General features: G+C 35.9%; 21 protein-coding genes. 14 read left to right on the plus strand and 7 right to left on the minus strand.

Annotated elements, in window-relative coordinates; all coding sequences use genetic code 11:
- The first annotated feature begins 19 nt into the window (after positions 1-19).
- From ABC382_RS22230 to ltaS, 3 genes are all read left to right on the plus strand, one after another.
- Positions 20-1,318 (plus strand): sensor histidine kinase, encoded by a 1,299-nt coding sequence (locus tag ABC382_RS22230; protein ID WP_274793989.1) that lies wholly within the window; start codon positions 20-22, stop codon positions 1,316-1,318.
- Positions 1,319-1,327: 9 nt separating this feature from the next.
- Positions 1,328-2,071 (plus strand): LytR/AlgR family response regulator transcription factor, encoded by a 744-nt coding sequence (locus ABC382_RS22235; protein WP_274793988.1) that lies wholly within the window; start codon positions 1,328-1,330, stop codon positions 2,069-2,071.
- Positions 2,072-2,646: 575 nt separating this feature from the next.
- Positions 2,647-4,608 (plus strand): lipoteichoic acid synthase, encoded by a 1,962-nt coding sequence (ltaS, locus tag ABC382_RS22240; RefSeq protein WP_313469768.1) that lies wholly within the window; start codon positions 2,647-2,649, stop codon positions 4,606-4,608.
- A 776-nt stretch (positions 4,609-5,384) separates the two neighbouring features.
- On the opposite strand, the gene ABC382_RS22245 is transcribed toward ltaS, so the two are convergent.
- The 5 genes from ABC382_RS22245 to ABC382_RS22265 form a co-directional block, all read right to left on the minus strand.
- On the minus strand, positions 5,385-5,600 hold the full coding sequence (locus tag ABC382_RS22245) for a YjcZ family sporulation protein (RefSeq protein WP_396631778.1): 216 nt from the start codon (positions 5,598-5,600) through the stop codon (positions 5,385-5,387).
- 187 nt (positions 5,601-5,787) lie between these two features.
- The gene (locus ABC382_RS22250) at positions 5,788-7,272 is read right to left on the minus strand and encodes a serine hydrolase domain-containing protein (protein ID WP_322606147.1); all 1,485 of its coding nucleotides are present in this window, start codon (positions 7,270-7,272) and stop codon (positions 5,788-5,790) included.
- Between the two features lie 165 nt (positions 7,273-7,437).
- Complete coding sequence (locus tag ABC382_RS22255) at positions 7,438-8,571, minus strand: hypothetical protein (protein WP_412927101.1); 1,134 nt, start codon at positions 8,569-8,571, stop codon at positions 7,438-7,440.
- Between the two features lie 284 nt (positions 8,572-8,855).
- Complete coding sequence (locus ABC382_RS22260; RefSeq protein ID WP_341386643.1) at positions 8,856-10,301, minus strand: M20 family metallopeptidase; 1,446 nt, start codon at positions 10,299-10,301, stop codon at positions 8,856-8,858.
- Positions 10,302-10,314: 13 nt separating this feature from the next.
- Entirely contained in the window at positions 10,315-11,559 is a 1,245-nt protein-coding gene (locus ABC382_RS22265) for an MFS transporter (RefSeq protein ID WP_341386642.1), read from the minus strand.
- A gap of 137 nt (positions 11,560-11,696) precedes the next feature.
- Between ABC382_RS22265 and ABC382_RS22270 the strand changes: the two genes are divergently transcribed.
- Entirely contained in the window at positions 11,697-13,709 is a 2,013-nt protein-coding gene (locus tag ABC382_RS22270) for a helix-turn-helix domain-containing protein (protein WP_412927102.1), read from the plus strand.
- A gap of 32 nt (positions 13,710-13,741) precedes the next feature.
- Here the strand turns inward: ABC382_RS22270 and ABC382_RS22275 are convergent, their stop codons facing one another.
- Complete coding sequence (locus ABC382_RS22275; RefSeq protein ID WP_341386641.1) at positions 13,742-14,746, minus strand: nucleoid-associated protein; 1,005 nt, start codon at positions 14,744-14,746, stop codon at positions 13,742-13,744.
- 93 nt (positions 14,747-14,839) lie between these two features.
- On the opposite strand from ABC382_RS22275, the gene ABC382_RS22280 reads away from it, so the two are divergent.
- From ABC382_RS22280 to ABC382_RS22295, 4 genes are all read left to right on the plus strand, one after another.
- The gene (locus ABC382_RS22280; protein ID WP_412927104.1) at positions 14,840-15,310 is read left to right on the plus strand and encodes a GNAT family N-acetyltransferase; all 471 of its coding nucleotides are present in this window, start codon (positions 14,840-14,842) and stop codon (positions 15,308-15,310) included.
- A 332-nt stretch (positions 15,311-15,642) separates the two neighbouring features.
- Positions 15,643-17,172, plus strand: a complete 1,530-nt coding sequence (locus tag ABC382_RS22285; protein ID WP_322611666.1) for a spore germination protein — start codon at positions 15,643-15,645, stop codon at positions 17,170-17,172.
- Positions 17,173-17,193: 21 nt separating this feature from the next.
- Positions 17,194-18,291 (plus strand): spore germination protein, encoded by a 1,098-nt coding sequence (locus tag ABC382_RS22290; protein WP_407134068.1) that lies wholly within the window; start codon positions 17,194-17,196, stop codon positions 18,289-18,291.
- Positions 18,288-19,478, plus strand: coding sequence for a Ger(x)C family spore germination protein (locus tag ABC382_RS22295; protein ID WP_274793978.1), 1,191 nt, complete (start codon positions 18,288-18,290; stop codon positions 19,476-19,478). The genes ABC382_RS22290 and ABC382_RS22295 overlap by 4 nt, the downstream gene beginning before the upstream one ends.
- A gap of 195 nt (positions 19,479-19,673) precedes the next feature.
- Here the strand turns inward: ABC382_RS22295 and ABC382_RS22300 are convergent, their stop codons facing one another.
- Entirely contained in the window at positions 19,674-20,369 is a 696-nt protein-coding gene (locus ABC382_RS22300; protein WP_274793977.1) for a response regulator transcription factor, read from the minus strand.
- 144 nt (positions 20,370-20,513) lie between these two features.
- On the opposite strand from ABC382_RS22300, the gene ABC382_RS22305 reads away from it, so the two are divergent.
- The 6 genes from ABC382_RS22305 (at position 20,514) to ABC382_RS22330 (ending at position 25,899) form a co-directional block, all read left to right on the plus strand.
- A complete protein-coding gene (locus ABC382_RS22305) occupies positions 20,514-22,139 on the plus strand; it encodes a flavin-containing monooxygenase (RefSeq protein WP_322606151.1) in 1,626 nt (541 codons plus the stop codon).
- Between the two features lie 20 nt (positions 22,140-22,159).
- Complete coding sequence (locus tag ABC382_RS22310) at positions 22,160-22,891, plus strand: SDR family NAD(P)-dependent oxidoreductase (protein WP_274797360.1); 732 nt, start codon at positions 22,160-22,162, stop codon at positions 22,889-22,891.
- A gap of 31 nt (positions 22,892-22,922) precedes the next feature.
- Entirely contained in the window at positions 22,923-23,879 is a 957-nt protein-coding gene (locus tag ABC382_RS22315) for an alpha/beta hydrolase (protein WP_412927106.1), read from the plus strand.
- Between the two features lie 148 nt (positions 23,880-24,027).
- Positions 24,028-24,444 carry a YugN family protein gene (locus ABC382_RS22320; protein WP_274793974.1) on the plus strand — a complete coding sequence of 139 codons (417 nt, stop codon included), beginning with the start codon at positions 24,028-24,030 and terminating at the stop codon, positions 24,442-24,444.
- A 152-nt stretch (positions 24,445-24,596) separates the two neighbouring features.
- Complete coding sequence (locus ABC382_RS22325; RefSeq protein ID WP_274793973.1) at positions 24,597-24,761, plus strand: hypothetical protein; 165 nt, start codon at positions 24,597-24,599, stop codon at positions 24,759-24,761.
- A gap of 61 nt (positions 24,762-24,822) precedes the next feature.
- Entirely contained in the window at positions 24,823-25,899 is a 1,077-nt protein-coding gene (locus tag ABC382_RS22330) for a PQQ-dependent sugar dehydrogenase (protein WP_412927107.1), read from the plus strand.
- Positions 25,900-25,934 lie beyond the last annotated feature (35 nt).

Genomic DNA, 25,934 nt, shown 5'->3' on the forward strand with positions numbered 1-25,934 from the left:
AGAAATGAGGGGTCAGTGATTGACTATATTAGCATTCATACAAGTAGCAATTTATTGTATTTTGGTAAGCTTTGTTTTAGGTAAACGTTTCTTTCAAAAGGAAAATATTATTGCAGTCATCTTATTTAGTTTAATGATGGCCTGGCTATATCCTTATTTAGACATTTTTGGTTCATTATTAATATTTGCATTTGTTCTAGCTATTTTAAAGCATACCTATCGAAAATGGATACCTGCATTGTACGACGCATCAATTTTATTGATTGCTATGATTCTGATTGATCATTTAACAACTTTTATTATGGGAAAAGTCTTAGAGATTAGTACTGTTTCAGAATCAAATGAAACCATTTTTCCGGTGATATTACTTCATCAATTTATTACCCTAATTACTGGGCTTATCTTTATAACTTTTTGGAAAAGATTGAATATTCGGATTTTTGAAAAGGATGAGAATGACAGGAATTTACAGCGTATTTTAGCTTTCCTGGGGCTTTTTACATATGTGATTTATTTTACAATGATTGTGTATGTAAGATTAACGGGAAACCAAAATACGCTGGTATTGATGAATACCATGTACTTATTTATCTATTTTGCTATTTTTGCTGTCAGCTTGTCGTTTCTAGTATATACCTTCAGAAAGCAGTTTGAGATGAGGGAAAAAGAAATTGAACTAAACAGTATACAAATGTACACGGAACAGCTGGAAAAAAACTATTATGAAATGCGAACTTTTCGCCATGATTACATCAATATCCTGTCTTCTATGTCTGAATACATCACCAATCGTGATATGACAGCTTTAGAGAGCTATTTTAATGACAATATAATGCGTGTCAGTCAAGAGATTCGTGACAATGATTTTAAGATGAGGGGTTTGTCTCAAATTAAAATTCCTGAAGTAAAAGGTTTGGTATCCTCCAAATTGATTACTGCACAGGAAAAGGGGATAGATGTGGTTTTTGAATGTCCTAACGAAATACATGATCTGAATATGGATAGTGTACTGTTGTGCCGCTGTATCGGAATTATTTTAGACAATGCAATTGAAGCAGCAGAAGAAGTAGAAAAGGGGATGGTTCGAGTTGGATTTGTAGAACTTGAACAATCAGTATCCTTTGTGGTTTGGAATACGTTTAGAGATACTGGGCATAAGCTCTTTCAATATTTTGAAAAAGGTTTCTCAACAAAAGGAGAAAATCGAGGGTTGGGGCTGAATAGTCTGAAGAAAATGGTAGATCAAGAAAATAAGACACGGTTGGATACAGTGATAGAGGATAATTATTTTAAGCAGGAAATTGTAATTTTAAAGTGAGGGATCAAGATGATTGATGTTTTTATCTGTGAAGATCAAAAGGAACAAAGAGAAAGGATAGCCAGGTATGTCTCTAATTATATTATGATTGAAAACCTTGATATGCAACTGGTTCTAACAACCGCAAATCCAGAAGAAGTATTAACGTATATAAAAGAGAGCAATCGATCAGGTTTATATTTTCTTGATATCGACTTGAATCATGAGATGAATGGCATCACACTTGGCGCGGAAATTAGAAAAATTGATCCAACAGGTGATATTGTTTTTGTCACTACTCACTCCGAACTTACTTATTTAAATTTCATTTATAAGGTAGCCGCGATGGATTTTATTATTAAAGATGATGTTAATTCTATACAGAGCAAAGTTGTTAGCTGTTTGAAGGTGGCAAATGAAAGAAAGCAAGTAACAAACAGGACATCTAATAAAAAATTTGTTCAGAGAATTGCAGATAAAATTATTAGTGTCAATTATGATGATATCATGTTTTTTGAATCCTCCCCATTACATAAAGTTGTTTTACATTTGGACAATCGCCAAGTAGAGTTCTATGGGAAGTTGAAAGATGTAGAGAAAGAGTATGAAGGCTTCATTCGTTGCCATAATTCTTTCGTAGTGAATATTGACAATATACAGGAAGTTGACTTTAAGAACAAAGAAATTCTAATGAAAAATGGGGAAATTTGCTATGGGTCTGCTCGAATGATTAAAGCTGTACAAAAAAAATTAGAAATGAATGATAGCGAATAAGAAATAGTGTAGAGACTCAATAAGAGCCACAAAAATTCTCTGCATGGATTTCTAGCAAAGCCATATAGCAACAATGGTTGTATGGCTTTTTGTTTTTATAAATAAGTTTAGCAGAAAAATTTATCCATATTTAAGTGAGTAAATGATCAAAATATACATGAGCATCCAGTAAATAGATATACATAGGCTAGGATAAATAAATTAGTTGATCATGCAATAAATTTCAACTTTCTACAAAAAAAGTGTGCACAGCAATGAAACAATTGCATGCTTGAACTGAAAGGAGATAAAAAGAATATGATAGTTAATATTGCCCGGTAAATAATAGTCAACAGGCTAACATTTGCAGGGTATTTTTTATGATGATATTTACAGTAACTAGAAATTTTTATACTAATTGTCTTTAGTGCTAGTTAACAACTTGACAGATTTCTAAATGGGGAGTACTATACATTAGCTACTAAAAAAAGTTATTGTGAAGTAACATTTTTCTAATGCAATGCATTACAATACTTATAGTCTACGTTCATATACAACTAGATTTTTAATTTAATAAGTAGAAGGTAGGTGTAGTAATGAAAAATCTAGTAAGTAAAAAAGATGACCTATTCAACAACTTTTTAGGAATATATTTTATAGCTGTTTTAATGTTATGGATTAAAACTTATATCACTCAAATAACACAATTTGAACTAGGTGTAGAAGGAGCTCTTCAACAATTCCTTTTACTATTAAATCCACTAGGATCAGCCATGCTGTTTCTAGGATTTTCGTTTTTATTTAAAGGAAAAAGAAAATATTCATCTTTAGTAATAGTTTATACCTTGATGTCTATTCTTTTATATGCCAATATTGTTTATTACCGATTTTTTAGTGATTTCATTACATTACCAACAATTTTCCAAACGCAGAACTTTGGCGATTTAGGTGGTAGTGTTCTTTCTTTACTTAAGCCTTATGATATCTTGTTCTTTGTGGATGTTCTTGTCATGTTCTATCTACGTTTCTCAAGAAAAATACAAAAAGAAACTGAACGTGTAGGGTATAAAAAAGCAACGGCAATTATTGCATTAGCATTAGCAGTATCCATTGTAAATTTAGGCCTAGCTGAAACTAGTCGTCCACAATTGTTAACACGAGGTTTTGATAGAAACTATATTGTGAAGTATTTAGGGATGTATAACTATACGATTTATGATTCAGTAGAAACTATGAAAGCTTCTTCACAGAGAGCTTTGGCAGATAGTAGTGATACGACAGAAGTAATTAATTATACAAAATCTAATTACGCCAAACCTAATGCAGACTATTTTGGTGCAGCAAAAGGCATGAACGTTATCTATTTACATTTAGAATCGTTCCAAAACTTTCTTATTAACTATAAATTAAACGGTGAGGAAGTTACACCATTTTTAAACTCATTAACAAAAGATAAGAATACAATGTATTTTGATAATTTCTTCCATCAAACAGGTCAGGGTAAAACTTCAGATGCAGAATTTATGCTAGAAAATTCTTTATTTGGGTTACCACAAGGGTCTGCTTATATTACAAAAGCACAAAATACGTACCAGGCTGCTCCAAGCATTTTAAAAGATCATGGTTATACATCAGCTGTATTCCATGGGAATAACGGAAGCTTCTGGAACCGAAATGTGATTTATAAGTCCTTTGGATACGAGCATTTCTTTGATGCAAGTTATTATAATACTGGTTCTTCAGGTGATATGGCTGAATATGGTTTGTTAGATAAACCGTTCTTTGAACAATCACAAAGTCTTTTAAGTTCGTTACCACAACCTTTTTATACAAAATTAATTACAGTAGGTAACCATTATCCGTATAAAATGAGTCAAGATTTAGTAACAATTGATAAAGCGAATACTGGCGATGCAAGTGTTGATAATTATTTCCAAACAGCACGCTATGCAGATGAAGCAATCAAACAGGTCTTCAATCAATTAAAAGAGTCGGGCCTATATGATAATTCGATGATTGTTCTTTATGGTGACCATTACGGTATTTCAGATAATCATAATAGAGCAATGGAGCAAGTGATTGGCAAAGAAATTACACCTTATGAAAGTGCTAATTTGCAACGCGTACCATTATTTATCCATGTTCCAGGAATGCAAGGTGGAACTAACCATACTTATGGTGGCCAAATAGATCTTCTTCCAACGTTATTGCATTTACTAGGAATTGATACGCAAAATTTCATTCAATTTGGTTCTGATTTATTATCAGAAGAGCATGATGAAATCGTACCATTCAGAAATGGAGATTTTGTTAGTCCTACGATTTATTCAATTAATGAAAAATTTTATGATAATAAAACAGGTTTGCCTCTAGATGATAGTCAATTAGACTTTGCTAAGTCGATGAAAAACGAAGTAGATCATAAACTAAAATTATCGGATCAAGTCGTCAATGGTGACTTATTGAGATTCTATACACCAACAGGGTATACACCTGTAGATCCATCAAAGTATAATTACTCTAAAGACACTAAGAACACGACTGTAGAATCTAATTAATTGATTTTTAATGGGCAGTTTAAGAAAATATGGTGGATATATTCAAAAGTTTAAGTAACTTATGATATCTTACCGTTTTCTTGAATTGCCTTTTTGTATGGGCTGTTTTGGATAGAAGATAAAAAGGTGTTCTCTCTAACAGCTGTTTGCATAAGTTTATATGGTATTTATGATGGCTTGTGATACAGCAATTTGATGCATTTATTTTCTATATAAAAAAACAGTAGGATGCTGTCCATTCAAAATTCACTCCTTGAAAAATAAAAAACACTCAAAATCTTATGAATACAAGTTTTTGAGTGTTTTTTGTGTAAAACAATTAAAATAAGAGATCACAGCATCCAAGTTCAAGAAAAAAATTAAATGACCTCTCCAATAAATCTTCCCACCCCTCTTAACAACCAATAAATTAATCTGAATGGGAATAAAAACAATTCAGGTATCAAAAATAGTACGTTAATAAATAATTCTACTAGAGGGGACTTATTATAACTCTTTCTGTTTCTTCTCGTTTTCTTTTTCCTTTTTTGCCACCATTCGATCATGGAACTCATCCCCTTTTTCAATAATAGTTACTAACTTTACTTAAGTATATTTACGTTTCAAAGTTGTAGTTCGTTTCATTTTCTGACGATTTTGTTGAAATAAACATATGGTTTTAAGCTACTAGGGGAGACGGGCTGAAAGTAAATTTTATAAATAAAAAGGGTCACCTGACAGCGACCCTTTTGCGTTAGAATATGAGATTTCTTACCAGTAATGAAAGATGCTAAAAATTAATATTCTTTATCTACGAATGTTGCGCCTACAATAATGAGCAGAATAAATAGTACAACAATTAATACGAATGGTGAACTATTATTCTTACCATAGTCCATGCAATAACCACCGCCATACTCGTTACCATAGCCTCCACCATAACTTCCAGCATAGCCATGACCATAGCCGCCGTAACAACAATTATAATTGCCTGCATTTCCGTAGTATCCCATAAAGACCTCTCCTTTCTTCAATTTATTGTATGTCAAGACGTTGAAAGGAGAGGGGGTTTTCGTCTAGTCGATGATTCTATATTGGACAAAAGAAAACCGATCAAGAATGGCAATGGTGAATGGCAGCACAAATGAACTGATGTAGACCATACTCCATAATGGAAGCTTTCCTTTGAAATAAATCTTCTTAGATATTCTTTTTAGTAACAGTGAGTGATAAACCTAATAATAAATATAGGGAGCTTGCCATAATGGTACTATACAATAATACCGTGATAGAAGTAGGTGCCCAAACTTTTATAAATGTCCAATTTAAGCCGACAATATTTGGGACTATAAATATAGCTGCCATTAGCAAAGCAACAATTACTATATGGACAGAAATAAGGAAAATTCTCTTATAATTTAATGTTGCGACCTCACGTTGTTTTTTATAAAATCTTTGTGCAATTTTAAATAATAGATAACAGAATATCATACTGATTACGATGACGAAGGCACTTATAATAGTTACAATTTTATCTAGTTTTTGATAGCTACTAACATGTTGTCCTTGAACCGTTTTACCTTCCCATATATCCATGACACCTTGTCCAATCGCTGTCGTAAAGCTTGTATTCATATTGGCTAAAATAGCTACGCCTATTTGTTCATCAGGTTGCATGATGAAGTACGAGGTAAAGGTTGGGTTTTCACCAGCATGGTAAATGTATGGCTTTTTATCCTTCTCCACAATGGCCCAACCGTTTGCATAATAAGTATTGGTATCAAAAGGCTCCACTGTTTGATCTGGAGTATGTGATTCTTGTATTACATGGTTACTGATAGAATAGATGCTACTGTTCCCTAACTGTAATTTTAACCATCTCGCTATATCATTGGCGTTACTGATGACATAGCCTGCAGGGATATTGCCGCGATAGACAGGTGGTATGTATGGCTGTTCTTTCATCAGACCTATTTTATAACCAGAAGCCATTTTTGAAGAATGTACCTGGTGAATTCCTACAAAAGATTCATTCATACCAATTGGCTGTAAAATTTTTTGTTGGATATACCGATCAAATGGCTGTTTTGAAACTTGTTCAATTACTAATCCTAAGACATCATAATTAATTGTTGCATATTCAAAAGAACTACCTGGTTTACGATTTAGCTGTTGGTCCAGTAATGTTTTGACCGTTAGCTCAAGGGCGTTATCAGCCGTACTTTCTGGAATCTGAGTAATTGAATTTGAGGGAATTCCGCTGGTATGTGACAATAACTGCTGAATGGTAATAACCTGTTCCTCGCCATTAAAGGTTAATGTTAACCACGGGATATACTTTCGAACATCATCTGATCGTTTTAACAAACCTTGCTTTTCTAATTGTAAAATAGCAAGCCCTGTAAATGCTTTAGATGTGGACCCTAGCTCAAAAAGGGTATCAGATGTGACAGGCGTTTTTGTTTCTGTGTCAGCAAAGCCAAAGCTCTTTTGATATACGGTTTCGCCCTTATCAACAATGATGACTGAAAGACCTGGGATTTTACTAATGTTTTGTTGTTCCTCAATAAATTGGTCAATTTTATGAATAGTATCCCTCGATGTTGCCTGTACTACTTCGGGTATGAAAGTAAAAAATACGAACATTACAGCCATCATCACGAATTTTTTTATGAACAATGTCATGTAGATTTTCTCCTTAAGATGTAATTTGTTTGTTTCAACATGGATTACTATAACAAGCAAATTATGGTCAAACCATCGATTAACATGACTATTTAAGGGATAACATGACAATTTCGTCACATCAAAAAGAGCTGCTCCTATATCAATAGGAGAGCCCTTAAAAATTTATTGAGTTAGCTCTGGTTCTGGAAGTACAACTTGCCCATTTATTGTTAGTTTAGATGCTGAGATTAGGATGTCTCTATTAGCTTCATAATAAGGATCTAAAATTTTGTAGAAGGCCTCCCATTGCTCGCCAGCTTTTTCTTCTTCGCCATTTTGCTCAAGTTTCACGGCTTCTTCGTAGTGCTGTTTTAATTTAGTGTAATCTGATTGACTAATGTCGAATTCAATATCAGCCATATATTCTTCAAAAGAAATAGGCTCGTATTTAAAGTGTGAGTTTAGCATTTCGTAAAATTGCTCCCAAAGCTTCGTTGAAAGCTCTTCATTTTTCTCTTTGTCTGCTTTTTGAGCATCTTCATAGACCATTTTTAGTTCTGCTAGTTCCTCTTTTGTTAATTCTACTTCGAAGTCTGCCATATATTGTTCAAACGTAAGTGGTGGATATAGTTCTGCGTAATAAATATCAAGAATCGAATAAATTTTATCTATTTTTTCTTGAGCTGCATCCATATTATCTTCTTTTACAAATTTTATCCATTCTGAATAAAGTGTTTTTAGCTGCTCTTTATCTTGTGCTTTAATAACGATATTTTTTTCAGCGAAAGCTGCTTCATTGATAAATTCCTCAAAGGGCTCTGGTTGCCAGTTTGCTAATTCATACGGTCTTGTAATGGCATTCATCGCCTCATAGATTCGATCCATTTCCTCATAATTCTCTTCTTTTTCAAACTTTTTTAAGTCGTTAAAAAGCTTTTCTAATTGGACAATCTCTTCTTTTGTTACCCCTTTAGGTAAACTTTTTTTGAATACGTCAAAGGTAAAGAAGTCTGAGTAATCTTTTAGAATAGTGCCCTCAACAGAAATTTCTTGACCTTCTACAAGCTTTAATTGCTCGATTTGCTTATCAGAGAACTTGTGTAAGCCAATGAAATAATTTTTTCCATCTGTTCCTTTCATAGTTAAGCCATAGCCATCAAAATATTTAATGGTCCCTTTTATTTGGTGTTCTATTTGAATTGTGACATTTTTTGTTGTTTCTACAGATGTCGCACCAGCCTGAAGCGGTGTTAAGACAGCCATTCCTAGTGTAAGCGCTGAAGCCAAAAGCCATGTTTTTTTAACAGGTTTTTTCATGTTTATCCATTCTCCTTTAGGTTAACTTCTGTTACCAATTATTAGACGTTTTACCAATTGAAAAAGTTTTAACTTTTAAGAAAAAAATTTAATTATTTTAAAAAAGAATTAAAAAAAACTCATGTCATTTATCGAACATTTCCCCTAGCAGTGTATCTATGCCATCCTGGACAACAACTAAATGAATAATATGATTGGCCTAGAAAGAGAGGCTATAACAAATATAAACCGATAAAAAATAAGACTTTCTATTGTTGATGATAGAAAGTCTTATTTTGTACAAGTTATGCCATTATTGCAGCTGATTCTCGGTTTGATTTAGGAGGGACTAAATCTTTTGGAATCAAAGCTTCATATGTTTCACCACCGAGACGTTCCACTAATTCTGCCTTCGCATTTTCGATCAATGTAGGATTTTCTAGCGCAGAAATGGCTGTACAAGCAATCGCCTTTCCAGCTAGCATCGTCGCCTCATGAGCATAGGATGATTTTCCTTGTGCGACTGCCTGCCATGTGTGGAATGGTGTGCCAAATGCCCATGTAGCTGTCGAGCATTGAGCCGTTGGGACATTCCAGCTAACATCTGCCACATCTGTTGAGCCACCCATGAAAAATGGTTCTTCTGGAAGTGGTGCAAGAAAATCAATAATAGGTCGGTCAACAAGCATCTGTGCTACTTCTTTTCCTACTTGTAAAGCCGCTACCTTCTTTTCCTCTTCGGATAGCGTGCTATAGATGTCCTTGGCAAAATGAATATCATTTTCTGTTAATTTTGCACTACCCAAATCCTGCATATGCTGATGCATCACTTTTTCCAATGTTTTATTAGGGATTAAATTATGACAAGAGCCAACAATTTGCTCTTCTACAGTTGTTTCAGTCATTAAAGCAGCTCCTTGTGCGCAATTGAGGACACGCTTATATAAGTCCTTGACTTGATTTGGTTTAGGTGCTCGTATCAAATAAGTCACCTCAGCCTCTGCTTGTACTACATTTGGTGCAACGCCCCCTGTATTTGTTACGGCATAGTGAATTCTCGCTTCATCTACAATATGCTCACGTAAATAGTTAACACCAACGTTCATTAACTCTACGGCATCCAATGCACTTCTCCCTAAATGAGGGGATGCCGCAGCATGGGAGCTACGTCCTTTAAATTTAAAAGTAGCATTAATAACGGCATTTGCTCTCGCATGCATAACAGTGTTAATCGTTCCTGGATGCCATGAAAAAGCAACATCTACATCTTTAAAATAACCATCCCTTGCCAAAAAGGATTTGCCATAGCCACTTTCTTCAGCTGGACAGCCAAAGTATTTGACAGTTCCCGTTAAGTGGTTATCTTCTAAGTATTGTTTAGTAGCGATGGCTCCAGCAAGTGCCCCGACACCTAAAAGGTTATGACCACAGCCATGGCCATTACCATTCGGAATGATCGGTTCATAATTCGCACTCCCTGCCTGTTGGCTAAGACCTGCAAGTGCATCATATTCACCAAGAATGGCAATTACAGGTTTCCCATTTCCGAAGGTACCAATGAAGCCAGTTTCAAGGTTCGCAACACCTCTTTCGACATGAAAACCTTCATTCTCTAATGTTTTACATAGTAAATCAGCGGAGCGTACTTCATCAAATCTTGTTTCAGCATAGTCCCAGATGCTATCGCTTACATTTTTGTACAGCCCACTTTTTTGATCGATATAGTTTGCAATTTTTTCAGTTAAACTCATAATCTTTCACTCCTTAGTCAATGATCTCGTTTATGGAAGGGGGATTGATAACAACTGTTTGTTTAGTTGGACGAATCATGAATAATGACACAGCACACACAATGGTAAAGCCAATTAACATAGCAAATGCGGGACTATATGAACCACCGAAAGCCTCCACTAAAAATCCAATAAGCATAGGTGTTAGTACGCCTGCAAATTGTGCACCGGTATTAATAAAGCCATTTGCCGTTCCTACAACTGCCTCTGGTAAAATCTTCAGTGGCACAGAGGTAATTAAAATAATATTAAAGGATAGCATGACGGTTACAATACTTTGACATATTGTAAAGACTAGCATGCTCGGTCCATTCGCCATGAGTAAAAGACCAATACCTGCAATAATAGCGAAAATTCCTGCTACAAGTTTATCTCGTCCTTGTGGCATTTTATCTAGAATATAACCGCTACACAGCATTGCAAAGATTCCTACAAACGGAGGAATGGCTGAGTAGATACCGACAGCAGTCAACTCCAAACCCCTTACTTTAGATAAATACGTAGGCATCCAAGAGGTTAAGCCCCAGTTCACTGCATAAATACTAAAGTAGGCAATAAACAACTTCCATATCATAGGTGTCTTTAAGACATCCCTTAATGGTGCTTTTGAAGTTTGTGTTTGTACTTGATGGATAGCTGGTATTTCTTTTTCCTTCACTAGGAAGAAGAAACAAAGTGCAACAACGATACCGATGGCCCCTACGATATAAAAAATATCTCGCCAGCCTAATGCCAGCATGAGATATGTTCCTACAATGGGTGCTACGACGCCCATAATGGAGCCGGATGTTAACATTATGGACATAGCTTTACTGCGCTCATCGACAGGAAACCAATTGGCAATACCTTTTGAAGCAGCAGGGAAATAGCTACCTTCACCAACCCCGAACAGGAATCGAATGACAATGATAGAAAGGAAAGACCAGGCAGCTCCCGTTAATACGGTGAAGATTGACCACACTAAAATGGTTGAAATGAGCACTTTTCGATAGCCGAAGCGATCGGCTAACCAGCCACCAGGAATTTGCATTAAAGCATAGCCTGCAAAAAAGCTACTTAAAACAATGCCAGTTAATGCTTCAGTTAATTGTAATTCCTTTGAAATATCAAGAATGGCAAAGTTTATGATGAAACGATCAAAATTCCCTAACGACCATCCTAAAAATAACATGGCTATAACAATATATTTTGTATTTCGAGCTTTAGTTGTTGCTGTCATCGTTTGTCCTCCTAGCTATAGTAAATTTGGTTATATTGCAAAGTATAAAAAATTTAGACTTTTCTAACAATGTATGTTTTCATATAATAAAGGCGTTAAATATAGATATATATACATAAAGGGTGAGGTATATCGTGATGCTAATAGTAGATAGGCTACAACAATTTCTATCTGACTTTTGCAATCTTTCGCAATTTCAGGTATGGAAAAATATCAATGAGGATCGTTTCTCTCTTGTCATTTCTCAGGGGATGGAAGAACAACTGGCTCCTTCACATGACAAGAAAAATATAGACGTATATGAGTATCAATTTCAATTCCATGAAAAAAGACAATTGGTCTTACGGCTCCATAGAGCACTATCAGCTACGGAAAACCAAGCAATCGAAACATTACTTCATGCTTATTATTTGGAATTAATGTTAGAAAAAGAGCAATTTATTCGAGACAAAATGATGGAAAGTATACGGGAAATTTCAGTACTAAATGATATACACACATTGTTGACGAAGATTTTGGAGAATGCGCTATCGGTTATACCGTCTGCAGACTTTGGAGTTTTATGGATGTATGATGAAAGTGAAGCTGCACTTGTACCAAAGGCTTGGGTGGGGGGACCTGGTGAGGACATTAAAAATATGCGCATGAAAGTTGGCGAAGGGATTATCGGAAAGACTTTCAAAGATAACCAATCTATGATTTTAAATTCGTATACAGACGTTTTAAAAGCCTCCTCTTCTGTGACAGAAGAGAATTTACGTCATTTATTAAATGCCTATACTTTTGAATATTTACAATCGGTTATTGCTGTTCCAATTGCTGTAGAAGAGCAGACATTATGTGTGGTTATTATTTATCAAAATGGAGAAAATGCCTTACTAACTATAGAAGATAAACAACTGTTAGAAAGCTTTTCGGATCAAGTATCCATTGCACTTACGAATTCAAAACTATTTCAGAATTTAAAACTTCAAAATGAATTACTACTCCAACGGGATCAAATCCACCACACCTTTATGAAACTTTCCTTGCAAAATGCAGGTATGCAAGTCATTGTTAATGAAATAAGACATATGTTAAATTTACGCCTCGTTATTATGGATTTAATGGATGATTCAATTTATGCAAGTCCACGTCATTGGATTGAAAAGGGTGATTTGTTCCGTTTTGTACATTTAACAGAAACGCCAGCATTTTATTCACTTGAAGTAGAGAATGAGCAAGTTGATTACTATATTCAGCCTATCATCGGTGTTGGTCAAATTCTTGGCTTACTGCTTATCGAGATTAATGAACAAAAGCTAGAATCCATTCACAAATTAATTATTGAACAGGCAAGCTCCATTATTGCACTAGAGCTGATACGGAAGCAAACAATAGTAGATTCGTTTTATAAAAAAACACATGACCTTTTTCATGATTTTTTAACGTCTAAGGACCCTGGGCAACTCATGAAAAAAGGGGAAGAGCTTGGTATTCAGTCAAATGCCAATTATGCTGTCGTTTTAATTCAATTATCTACGGGCACAGATATTCAAGCAATGGATATGCAAGTACATCTGTTGATTAGTGAAATTAAAAAACATTTTCAGGATCATGCCCCAATAGTGTTTGGTTTTGGTCATAAAATAACGGTCCTTTGCCAATTTAAACGTATAGGTAATGAGCTACTACACCTCGTGCAGCAATTTCAAGGAAGCTGGGAGAAGGTTAAGAACAATTCATTGAAAATTGGAGTTGGTACATTGTATTCGGGGATGGATCAAATAGCAAAAAGCTATAATGAAGCAGATAAAGCACTGTCGTTTTTAATGACCCGCCAGCGCTGGGGTATCATGCATTATCAGGAGATTGGTGTGAATCGACTATTTATCCATCAAACACAGGAGGAACTTCTAGGTTTCGTGAATGAAGTGTTCCTACCGTTACGAAACGAGAAAACAAAGCATCACCTACTAGAAGAAACCTTGCTTATGTATATAAAGCAAAATGGCTCTGTAGGGGAGACTGCTAAACAATTACACATTCATGTCAATACTTTGTATCAGCGATTAAAAAAAATCGAAGAAAAGTTAACGATCTCTTTTCAAAATGCAGATGATGTATTAAGGCTTCAGCTTGCCTGCTATTTAAAAGGGATGGTACATTAAAAAAGAGGCATCCCTTTAAGGGAATGCCTCTTCTACATCTCATCCTGGAAATAAATTTTATAAAATTTTCGATTTGTTGCTTCATCATATCCTACTTCAATCAGTTCATCTATTTGGTCGATATGTTGAATATTTACTTGTATTTCAATGTTGGCATCGAGCTTAATTTTACGTTTATATTTTTTTTCGGCCTTTTCTAATGCACTATCTGATATAACCGTTTCATAGGGTTTGACTGAGTTGATCAGTATATCCTTTTGTGTAGCATCAGCTTGCTCAAATACAGTTTCAATATAATGGTTTACTTGAAACTTTTCTTCATTTCTAAAATAATCCAATGTTTTATTCAAAAGTCCTAGCTTCTCTGTGTTTGAATAATTTTCTTCCTTTAAAATGTATTTTTTACATTCAGTGAGCGCTAAATCTGTTTTATGATAATATTCATCTGCAACTTTAATTTTTAAAAAACGTTCTTGCCAATAAATGATATCCTCTTTACGCTTTGTTTTCATAAATACAGCAGGAGGTTGTTCTGGCCCCATATCCACAATAATGGCCATATTATTAATTTTTTTGACGTTAATGCCATCAATGCCGTTGACAATCATTTGATTTTGATCATTTTTAACATCTAAAAATATTTCTTTTTCATCAATTTTAACAATGGCAATAATCTTTTTTTCCTCATTCAATAGTAAACAGTTTTCAAATAAGCCAATAAACAGTTCACCGCTTTTAATATTGGGATGCTGTGACACACTATGTAAGTGTCTAGCTATATTTTGTGATTGTTCTAGAAAGCTACTGTTTTGTTCAAAAATGGCCTTGGCGTACGTATAAATTTCATTGAGAGCAATATTTGTTTCATGGAAAAATTCGAATTGTTGCTCTAAATCAATCTTACTAAATGCAAGCTGTGTAAAGGCTGCTTCTAACATGACCTCGGGCTGAGTAAAGGCTTCTTCACCCAAAATAAGTGTCTCGTTCAAAAAATGTAGACTATATTGTGCTAATTTACTTTCACTAACTTCAAGCATAAATTCCACCTTCTAATTTTTCATAGTAGCTAGTATACCATATTCTATTTAATAGATTTCATTTATCATGTTCTAAAATGTTGGGAGGATAAGATGGATCAGTCAAAAATAAACTCAAAAGGCATTCAATTAAGAGCGATTACAATAGAGAATTTTCCTAGTGTTTTAAAATGGAGTAAAGATGATAGGTTTTGTTCAGCCAATGGATGGAATATTAATAGCAGTTATGAAGAACTTTATGAATGGTGGCTCCGATATGTGGAAAATAACTCTGCTGATTTTGTACGAATGGGGATAGCGTATAATGGTACACTCATAGGTTATGCCGATTTAGTGGATATGAAGGAGCAGACAGCTGAGCTAGGACTTGCTATTGGAGATAGTTCCTATTGGGGAAAAGGGTTTGGTACGATTGCGACAAAATGCATGCTAGCTTTTGCCTCTGAAAACAATAGGATTGATCAGTTGCTAGCAGAAACACACGAAACAAATTGGCGAGCAAGAGCCATATTAGAGAAAATAGGGTTTAGAGAAATAAGTAGAAGGGGAAGTCGGAATATTTAGGGGAAACCAGTCAACTCATTCAATATAGTATTGTATTCTAAATCCACTACCAGTACTCCAATTTTTGGGGGCTGGTTTTTTTAGGTTCCTGTTCAGAATATTGATGGTTAGAAGTTTAAAATATGGTGGCTTAGATAATGATAAAAACATGTAGAGATACTATGTATGATGTCTACTAAAGAGGGTGATGATTTGTGTGGGAAAAAGTGATTTCCTACATGCCACATTGGCAAGTTTTTATGCAGGCCTTTTTAGCATTTTTAATTCCATTTTTGATTTTCAAACTGTTTAATGGTTTTTTATTTGTAAAAAAGAACAATGGAATGATTGATATGAAAGAACAAACTGTGCAAGGTGAGGAGCAGTACGAATCTGTTTCAAAAACGCTTGACCAATTTACAGGAGTTTATGATGTTGATCTTTTAAAAATAAAGAAAGAATTGGAACATAATTGGGATGTACAATTCAGAGAGTTTCACATAGGGAATACAGGTATTCGTGCAGCCATCGTCTTTCTAAAAGAATTATGCGATAAAGAAATGATCGATAAGCATATTTTGAAATCATTAATGGAGGGACTAACTGAAAATCCTACGATTATAAAAGGCTATGAATTGCAGCAATTAATAAAAAATGAAGTTCTTCCTGTGAGCGATCTATTCGAGGAATCAACCGTGATGAAATCTGTAGGGGGGGTACTAACTGGGGCAACAGCATTAATTATTGATGGTATACCAAGTGTATTTATCCTTGGTACTGCACAAGGAAAGACACGCAATCTTGATGAGCCTATTTCAGAAGCATTGGTGCGCGGACCAAGATTAGGCTTCACAGAAAATTTAAGCGTGAATACTTCCTTATTAAGGCAACAAGGGGAAAATCAGCATTTAGCTATCATTAAAATGGAAGTTGGCACGCGTATCAAAAAAGAGCTAGTAATAGCCTATATAGATGAAATTGCTGAGCCCGATTTAATTGAAGAGGTGAAGAAACGAATCAGCAAAATAAATCTAGATAATCTACCTGAATCTGGTTATATTGAACAATTGATTGAGGACAATTATCTTAGTCCTTTTCCGCAAGTTCAAAGCACCGAACGTCCTGATCGTGTTTTTGCAGCCTTAATGGAAGGACGTGTCGCCATTTTATTAGATGGGACCCCTTTTGCTCTCATTGTGCCAGTAACCTTTAATATGCTTTTACAATCTCCGGAAGATTATTACGAACGTTGGTTACCTAGCTCACTTATTCGTTTGCTTCGCTTTCTTGCGGCAGGTATTACATTGTTTGGACCATCCATATATATTGCTTTTGTGTCATTTCATCAGGGGCTAATCCCGACTAAACTTGCTTTATCGATGATGTCGACAAGGCAAGGTGTTCCATTTCCTGCATTAATCGAAGCACTGATCATGGAAATAGCGATTGAAATCCTACGAGAAGCTGGACTTCGCTTACCTAAGCCGATTGGTCCCACAATGGGAATAGTTGGCGGACTTGTCATCGGAGAAGCGGCTGTCCAGGCAGGAATTGTTAGCCCCATTATGGTCATAGTCGTAGCATTAACAGCTATTTCATCCTTCGCTATTCCACAATATAATGCAGGGATTTCGTTACGTATGCTACGCTTTATTGCAATGCTTTCTGCTGCTTTATTTGGGTTATATGGAATTATTCTATTTTTCCTTTTCCTGTGCAGTCATTTAGTAAAGTTGAAAAGTTTTGGTGTACCTTTTGTTAGCCCAACCGTTCCTTATCGAGCAGGGGATTGGAAGGATTTTATGGTACGTATGCCGTTAAAGATGATGAAACGTCGACCAAAATTGTTAAAGCCTAAAGACACTATTCGCAAAGGGAATTAGGAGGAAGGGAGAATAATTGCCATGTCCGATCGTTCAAAAGATAAAATAACAACGTCACAAGCAGTTGTTATTATTATTAACTATATTCTAGCAACTGGGATTCTTACCTTACCTCGTGCATCGGTAGAGAAGGTGAAAACGCCAGATGTTTGGATAAGTGTTTTTTTAGGTGGCATCGTCGCAATGATAGCGGGCGTTATCATTGTCAAGCTTAGTCAACAATATTCAGATAAAACTTTTTATCAATATACTCAAGACATTGTTGGCCAATGGCTAGGCTGGTTGATTAGCTCCTGTGTCATTGTTTATTTTTTTACTATTTCTGCATTTGAGGTTCGGATAATGGCTGAAGTGACCTCCCTCTTTTTATTGGAGGGAACGCCAACATGGGCCATTATTTTACCCTTCTTATGGGTTGGGCTGTATTTGATTAGTAGTGGCATCAATTCAATCGCACGATTATTCGAAATCATTTTCCCCATAACCTTTGTTATTTTTTTACTAGTTGCTTTTTTAAGCATAGGCATATTTGAGATTGATAATCTTAGACCCGTATTAGGTTTAGGATTAGTACCGATGTTAAAAGGTGTAAAAACAGCTACATTAGCCTTTTTAGGACCTGAAATTATGCTGTTGCTAGTTGCTTTTATGTATCCATCAGATAAATCGAAAGCGATTAAGGTAGTTTTAGTTGGCATCACAGTACCTTTACTTTTTTATGTCATTACTGTCGTGATGGTGATAGGTGCTCTATCTATTGATGGGGTAGTGACAAGGACATGGCCAACAATTGAACTAATGAGAAGTTTTGAAATTCCTGGCTTAATTTTTGAACGCTTTGAATCATTTTTGCTTGTCATATGGATTATGCAAATATTTGCGACCTTTACGATTACTTATTATGCTGCTGCCTTAGGATTAGCTCAGCTTTTTAACAAAACTATACATCCTTTCCTATATGGCTTATTGCCTGTTATTTATATCATTGCTATGACGCCAAAGAATATTAATGAACTGTTTAAATTTGGAGATAAAATTGGCAATGTTGCATTAATTTTATTTGGCGTAATCCCTATAACCTTACTCCTTATATCAAAACTGAGAGGACATAAAACATGAAGCGAACTCTTCGATATGTGCATCTTTTACTAGTGATGATGGTTGCCCTACTTCTCACAGGCTGCTGGAGTAGTAAAGAGATTGAAGACTTAGGGCTAATTGTAGGTACGTCCTTGGATTTAGAAACTGGGGACGTTACGTCAGAAGAGCAACAAGAGGCTAGATATGCTAATAGAGAGCTGCTTACGGTCACGAATCAACTTGTCACTTCAGAGACAACTTCTACGGGTACCAAAACAGGGCCAATACATCAGAAAGCCTACAAAAACGTTTCGGAAACAGGAGATGCCGTTTTGCCTACACTACGGAATATGGTGTTAAAGATTGATAAACGTGCTTTTGCTGAACATTCCAAAGTGATTGTGATTGGAGAGGACCTTGCAAGTACTATCAACTTGCAACAAACGTTGGATTTTTTTCTAAGAGAGTTGGAAATACGACCAAGCGGAATATTGCTAATTGCTCAGGGGCAAGCAAGGCAGGTGCTTGAAACAAATGAACCAACTAAAATTCCAGCCTTTCAATTGGTAGAAATGATGCGTGGACACGAACGAACGACAAAGATTTTGCCTCCTATGACGATAGCTAAATTAGAAGGGAAACTGTATTCACATTCTAGCTTCTTATTACAAAATGTGGTGGTAGAAGATGAGGAAGTAAAATTTTCAGGAGCTGCGGTCATTGAAGGGAAATCCAAAAAACTAAAAGGTTTTTTAAATGAAAGTGACTTAGAGGGTATTGCATGGATTACGGGTGAAGGAAAGGGAGGCTTAGTAAAGGGTTTTGATGAAGCGTCGAATTCCCCTATCGTATATGAAATATTGTCTTTGAAAACTAAGATTATCCCGCATGTTGAAGGGGATCGTATTTCTTTTACAATCAAAATAAATTCCGAAGGCAGAATAGCGGAGCATTGGGTACTAGCAGACAAAACATTTAATAATCAATTTTTGAAAAAAGCAGAGAAAATAATCGAGAAAGAAATTGAACGTTTAGTGATGAAAACATTGGATAAGTTGCAACAAGAATATCAGACGGATGTTGCAGGGTTTGGCAATAAATTGAGAATTGAGTATCCAAAGGTATGGAAAAAAGTAAAAAAAGATTGGGATCAAATTTTTAGTGAAGTTCCAATTACATGTGATGTTACTATATCCATCAAGGATTACGGCACGTCTGGTGATTAACTTGTTTAATCACCTTTTTTGAGTCGGAATATGATGGAAACGGAGATCGATTGAACTCATTGACCATATGCATGAACCACTTTAAAAGGAAGATTTTTTTCTCATTAGAAATTATTTATTTTGATAGAGTTCCTGACACTCAATTTGAATATAAAAGTTAATAAAAATAAGGGGAGTAACTAGCTCCCCTTATTTTTATAGAAGGATGCCTTCCTGATAAAGAATGCTAATGGCGTGAGAGCGATTTTTAGCATGCAATTTTTTGATAGCAGATTTAACATATTGAGTAATAGTTAATTCACTAAGATTCATAAAACCTGCAATTTCCTTCGTACTTTCTCCTATTGCTACCTGTCGCATTACCTCAAGCTCTCTTTTGCTAAGTGAGACTTCTTTTTTACCGTTTCTTGCTTGAATGAAAAGCTGACCAATAATGTTCCCAAAGGTCGTTAAGTCTTCTAAGATCTTTTCCGTTATAGTAGTCCCTTCCTCCATTTGTGTACTACAAATATATCCAAAAACATATTGACCTATAAAAATGGGGACAATTAAAAACGAATTATTTTGCGAGTGAATAGAATATTTAATACTAATATTCTTTAAATAATCGATACCTGTACAAAATTTAGCTTTCTTATCTTCGATAGCAGAGTAAATAATAGGAAAACTACGAATTTCTTCTCGAATTTCACCGATATGACTACCACCAGATTCATTCAAAAAAATTATACCTTCAGCTACAAAGCCTATTGGAGAATACCTTAATAAATAGGCATCCTTGAGAGGAAAAGAATCTAAATATACCTGCAAAATGTGTATCAACAACTCTTCATGATTAGCAAAACTTTGGATCGTGTCGAAACGTTTTTGAATGGTATAAAGATTGGACATGATTTATCCCCTTTTTTAGGTATATACTACCCTTAAAATAAGGAATTTTCAATATATTCTGTAAGTTGTAGTATTTAAGTTAAGAAAATCCATTATTTTCTTAGTTCGTATTAAGTAAATTATGAAGATGAGGGGGCACAAAATTTGGGGAGTCAAACAGTCAACGAGGTGGACGCAGTTGTTTTAGGTGCAGGGTTTGCGGGCTTGTATATGTTACATCAGCTAAGGAGTAATGGTTTTTCTACCATTGTATATGAGGCTGGAGATGGTGTAGGAGGGGTATGGTATTGGAATCGTTATCCTGGTGCTAGGTGTGATATCGAAAGCATCTATTACAATTATACTTTCTCAAAGGAATTATATGAAGAATGGACATGGACATCTAGATTCCCAGAACAAGAAGAAATATTGCGCTATTTAAATTATGTGACAGATCGTTTTCAGTTACGAGAAAGTATCCAATTCAACACACGTGTCCATGCAGCACATTTTGATGAGGAACAGAATAAATGGCTCATTCATTTAAATGATGGACAGCAGATTTTAACAAAGTACTTTATAACAGGAATAGGTTGTTTATCTGCTGCTAATATTCCTAACATTCAAGGGTTACAACAATTTCACGGAAAATGGTATCATACTGGGCATTGGCCACATGAAAAAGTTAACTTTAAGGGAAAACGAGTAGGGATTATTGGGACAGGCTCAAGTGGCATTCAAGCAATACCTGTTATAGCAAAAGAAGCAGCACATTTAACCGTATTCCAACGGACGCCACAGTACACGATCCCAGCCCGTAATCATCCATATGATAACGACTTTATAAAAGAAACAAAGCAAAACTTCGAAACGTTAAAGCATGCGATGAGAAATTCTGTTTCGGGTACACCCTTTGCACAAAATCAGCAGTCTGCCATGGAGGATAGTGATGATAGAAGGCTAGAGGTTTTTGAAGAGGCTTGGGCACAAGGTGGCTTTGCCTTCTCAGTGACTTATCATGATTTGTTAACGAATGAACAATCCAATGAACAAGCAGCGGAATTTATTCGCTCCAAAATACGTCAAACTGTCAAAGATCCAATTGTAGCTGAAAGATTATGTCCTACATATATGTATGGGACAAAAAGACAAGTTTTAGATAGCGATTATTTTGAAACCTATAACAGAGATAATGTTTTACTTGTGGATGTGAAAGCATCACCTATTCAACGAATAACCGAAACAGGTATTCAGACATCCGACGATCAGTACGATTTAGATATCATCATTTTTGCTACTGGCTATGATGGTATGACGGGGCCGTTATTTAAAATTGATATTCGGGGAAGGGGTGGCGTGACACTGAAAGAAAAATGGGAGAATGGTGCATCTGTTCAAACCTACCTCGGACTTACAACAGCTGGTTTTCCAAATTTATTTATGATAACGGGACCAGAAAGCCCTTCTGTACTTGTGAATATGCCAGTCGCTATTGAACAGCATGTAGAATGGATTGCACAATGCATTAACTACTTACGTGAACACGACATTGAAATAATGGAACCCTTTGAGGAAGCAGAAATAGCATGGAGCAAGCATTGTAGAGAGATTGCTAATGAAACACTATACGTCAAAGGTGATTCCTGGTATACAGGAGCTAATATTGAAGGGAAACCTCGAAGTTTTTTAATCTATCTTGGAGGATTTGATTATTATACAAAACGGTGCAATGAAGTTGCTCAAAACCATTATGAGGGCTTTAAGCTAATGAAATTAAAATCGATATCATAGTTTGAGAGAGAGGAGCATATATAAATATGGAGCAACAAGTAGTCATTATTACAGGTGCCGGAAGTGGTATAGGCAGAGAGGCTGCTAAACTACTTGCAAAAAAGGACAAGGCTTTAGTATTAGTAGATTTTGATGAAAAAAATGGTCAAGATACATTAAGCGTAGTGAAGAAACATCAACAACACGCAATTTTTGTCCAAGCTGATGTGGCAAAAAGCCAAGATGTCAAAAAGTATGTGGACGCTGCAAAAGAAACATTTGGCAGGATTGATGCCTTTATTAATAATGCAGGTGTTTTAAGCCCTCCAGCACTTCTTGGAGATTTAGATGAAGAGACGTTTGATCGAGTAATTTCGGTCAATCTTAAAGGGGCTTTTTTAGGTTTAAAGTATGTGTTGAAAGAAATGGAGCAACAACAGTCAGGTGTTATTGTCAATACCGCATCAGCAGCAGGTATACAAGGACAACCCTATTTAGGTGGCTATGCAGCTAGTAAGCACGGTGTTGTTGGGCTAACGAAAACAGCTGCTATTGAATATGGACCAAGTGGTATTCGGGTTAATGCAATTTGTCCTGGTGGTGTGATGACAAACATGACAAAGGGATTAGCATCAAGCCCAGAAGAAAATGGGCCATTGCGAAGATTAGCGGACCCTATTGAAGTTGCAAATGTAATCGCTTTCTTAATTTCACCAGAAGCTTCCTATGTAAACGGCGCTGTCATAACTATTGATGGCGGATTAACTTCTTGAAAAATAGCTAAATAAGAGAGGATGGATCAGAATGGAACATCGAATTAATCCAGAACTAAAAGAAACATTAGCTTTATTTCCCCCTTTAGATTTAGACAATGTACAGGCTACACGAGAGGGAATGGCGGCAGTTGCCGTACCAGCACCAATAGATGAACATATTGCAGTTGAGAATAAAATGATTCAGGGGCCTGCTGATCATCATGATTCACTGCGCGTTAGAATTTATAAGCCAAAAGAGCAAAATGAGATTTACCCAGGGCTGCTATGGATTCATGGTGGTGGGTATGTGTTAGGTGCTCCGGAGGGGGATGATTTACTATGTCAGCGCTTTGTCAATGAAGCAAAATGTGTCGTTGTATCTGTAGACTACAGACTTGCACCTGAACACCCATATCCTGCACCGCTGGAAGATTGTTATTCCGCATTAAAATGGGTAGCGGATCATGCAGATGAACTAGGAATCGATCCTAATCGTCTAGGCATTGCAGGCGCAAGTGCTGGTGGAGGGCTAACAGCTGCCCTTGCATTACTTACTCGTGATCGTAACTATCCAAAGCTTAGCTTCCAAATGCCTCTATATCCAATGATAGATGATCGTAATAATACACCATCCTCATTAGAAATTACTGGGCATATGATTTGGAACCATGATCTTAATCAAAAGGGATGGGAAATGTATTTGAATGGAGAAAACGGCAGTGCTAATGTGTCTCAATATGCCGCTCCAGCTAGAGCAGAAGATCTATCAGGTTTACCGTTTACGTATACATGTGTTGGTCAATTAGATCCATTCCGTGATGAGACTTTACAATATGTCACAAAGTTATGCCAGGCAGGAGTAGATGTAGAATTCCACTTATATCCTGGATGCTATCATGGCTTTGAAAGCATTGTTCCAACTGCTGATATAAGTCAAAGAGCTGTTACGGAGTATATAGAAGCAGCTAAATATGTTTTAAACCGCAATATTTCGGTTCCTCTATAAAAATTTTAGAATGTCTCGAAGCTTTGATCTATCAAGCTTCGAGATTTTTTGATAGTGTTCATTCACCAATTTTTAATTAGTACATAGCAAGTTTGTAATTCCACCTTTTAGGTTAGACTTTTATTGAGTGAAAGGAGGAGAGTGCAAATTGTTACAGTTTGATTCAAAAATTGTTGGGAAAGAGATTGGTTTTGGTTATTTACGAGATAAAATTGCCGATCGTGGTTTTACAATCGGAGGTAATTGGGAGTATTATAAAGGCAGTTTCGATTCGGTATTATGGAAAGAAGCGGGCGAAACTATATATTTACGCGTCCCCTTCATCGTAACATCTGGAGAACTTGATAATGAAGATTGCCAAATTCGTTTTCAAAAGCCGTTTGTCATTAAGCATGTTGCCAATATTGGCTTAGATTATGACGAGGGATCTTTACTAGACGCAACTGGTGCTAGCCAATTCCAAACACCACTTGATACAGATGGACACATTCATGATAAAAGTAGATGGATTCAGGCAGGAGAACAAGCAGTAGAAGAGAAAGTGCTGCCTTATTTCCTGCATTAGCTAGATAAATTTGAATAGCTATTAACAACATTTTTATGTCTTTTATCCTTTTTCTGATTGGGAACTTGTAATCAAAAATAGAAATAGAATTGTCGTAAGAATTTTCCAATATTATAATAGTGATATTCTATACTACTATAAGAGGTGAGTTTATGGACAAAGTAGCTATTGATGATTTTCAACATTCCCATCAAAAATTGCAACAAGAACGACTCATCCATCGGAAAGAAGCGTATCTTGAAGTATTAGAAAAAACAAAAGCATATGGTGAAATAATTATGTTTGATAGTATAAAAGGTAATAAAAGAGGCGTCTAGATGACGTCTTTTTCTATTTTTATAACGTATCGCTAGAATATCAAGGAAAGGATGATAAACAATGAAACAACTCATGCCATTTTTCCTGCTACTAATAGTTTTATGTGTTGCTTGTACTTCAATCAAAGATAAGGAGCATAAAAGGCCTGATAACGAAGACACGCGTTCTAAACTCACAACCAATTCAACTGCTGAGATAGTAGCAGATCAATTGCAAACACCATGGTCTATTCAAAAAAGTGGAACTGCTTTTTATATAGCTGAAAGGCCGGGAAATATTGTGAAGATTGAGGAAGGGGCTGTGGATAGGCAACAGGTCATGCTAAAGAAAGAGCTCTCAACAGCGCCAGAGGCCGGATTGTTGGGATTTGTACTAGCACCTAATTTTTCTACAGCACAGGTTGCCTATGCCTATTATACGTATGTCGAGGGATCGGAACAGTTTAATCGCATTGTGACATTAACGTTGAGCGATAATAGGTGGCAAGAGACGGATCTCATTATTGATCGCATTAGAAGTGGTACCTATCATCATGGTGGTCGTTTGCAAATAGGTCCTGATGGTAAGCTGTATGCTACGGTTGGAGATGCGACACAACCATCCTTAGCACAGAATTTGGATGCCCTAGAAGGGAAGATTTTACGCATCAATTTGGATGGCTCCGTACCAAACGATAATCCTTTTCCAAAATCGTATGTATATAGTTATGGACATCGAAATCCACAAGGCATGGCATGGGCAGCGGATGGGACAATGTATGCAAGTGAACATGGCAATTCAGCAAATGATGAAATTAATTTGATTGAAAAAGGAAAAAATTACGGTTGGCCAATCATTGAAGGAATGGACCAACAGCAAGGTATGATAACACCACTCTATACATCGGGTGCTTCTAAAACATGGGCACCATCGGGTATGGCCATCGTCAATAATCAATTATATGTTGCAGCACTAAGAGGCTCAGCTGTGTTACAGTTCGATGTGACAAACAATAAACAAGATGAGCTTTTTACTGAATTTGGTAGAATTCGGGATGTTTTTGTGGAGGAAGGATACCTTTATTTTATAAGCAATAATACGGATGGTCGTGGAAATCCACAATCTCGTGACGATAAGCTCTATCGAACACCGTTGTGATATAATAGTTGTGAAAACATGGAAGATAAGTGAAT

Source organism: Lysinibacillus phoenicis (genome assembly GCF_047238325.1).
GTDB lineage: Bacteria > Bacillota > Bacilli > Bacillales_A > Planococcaceae > Lysinibacillus > Lysinibacillus irui.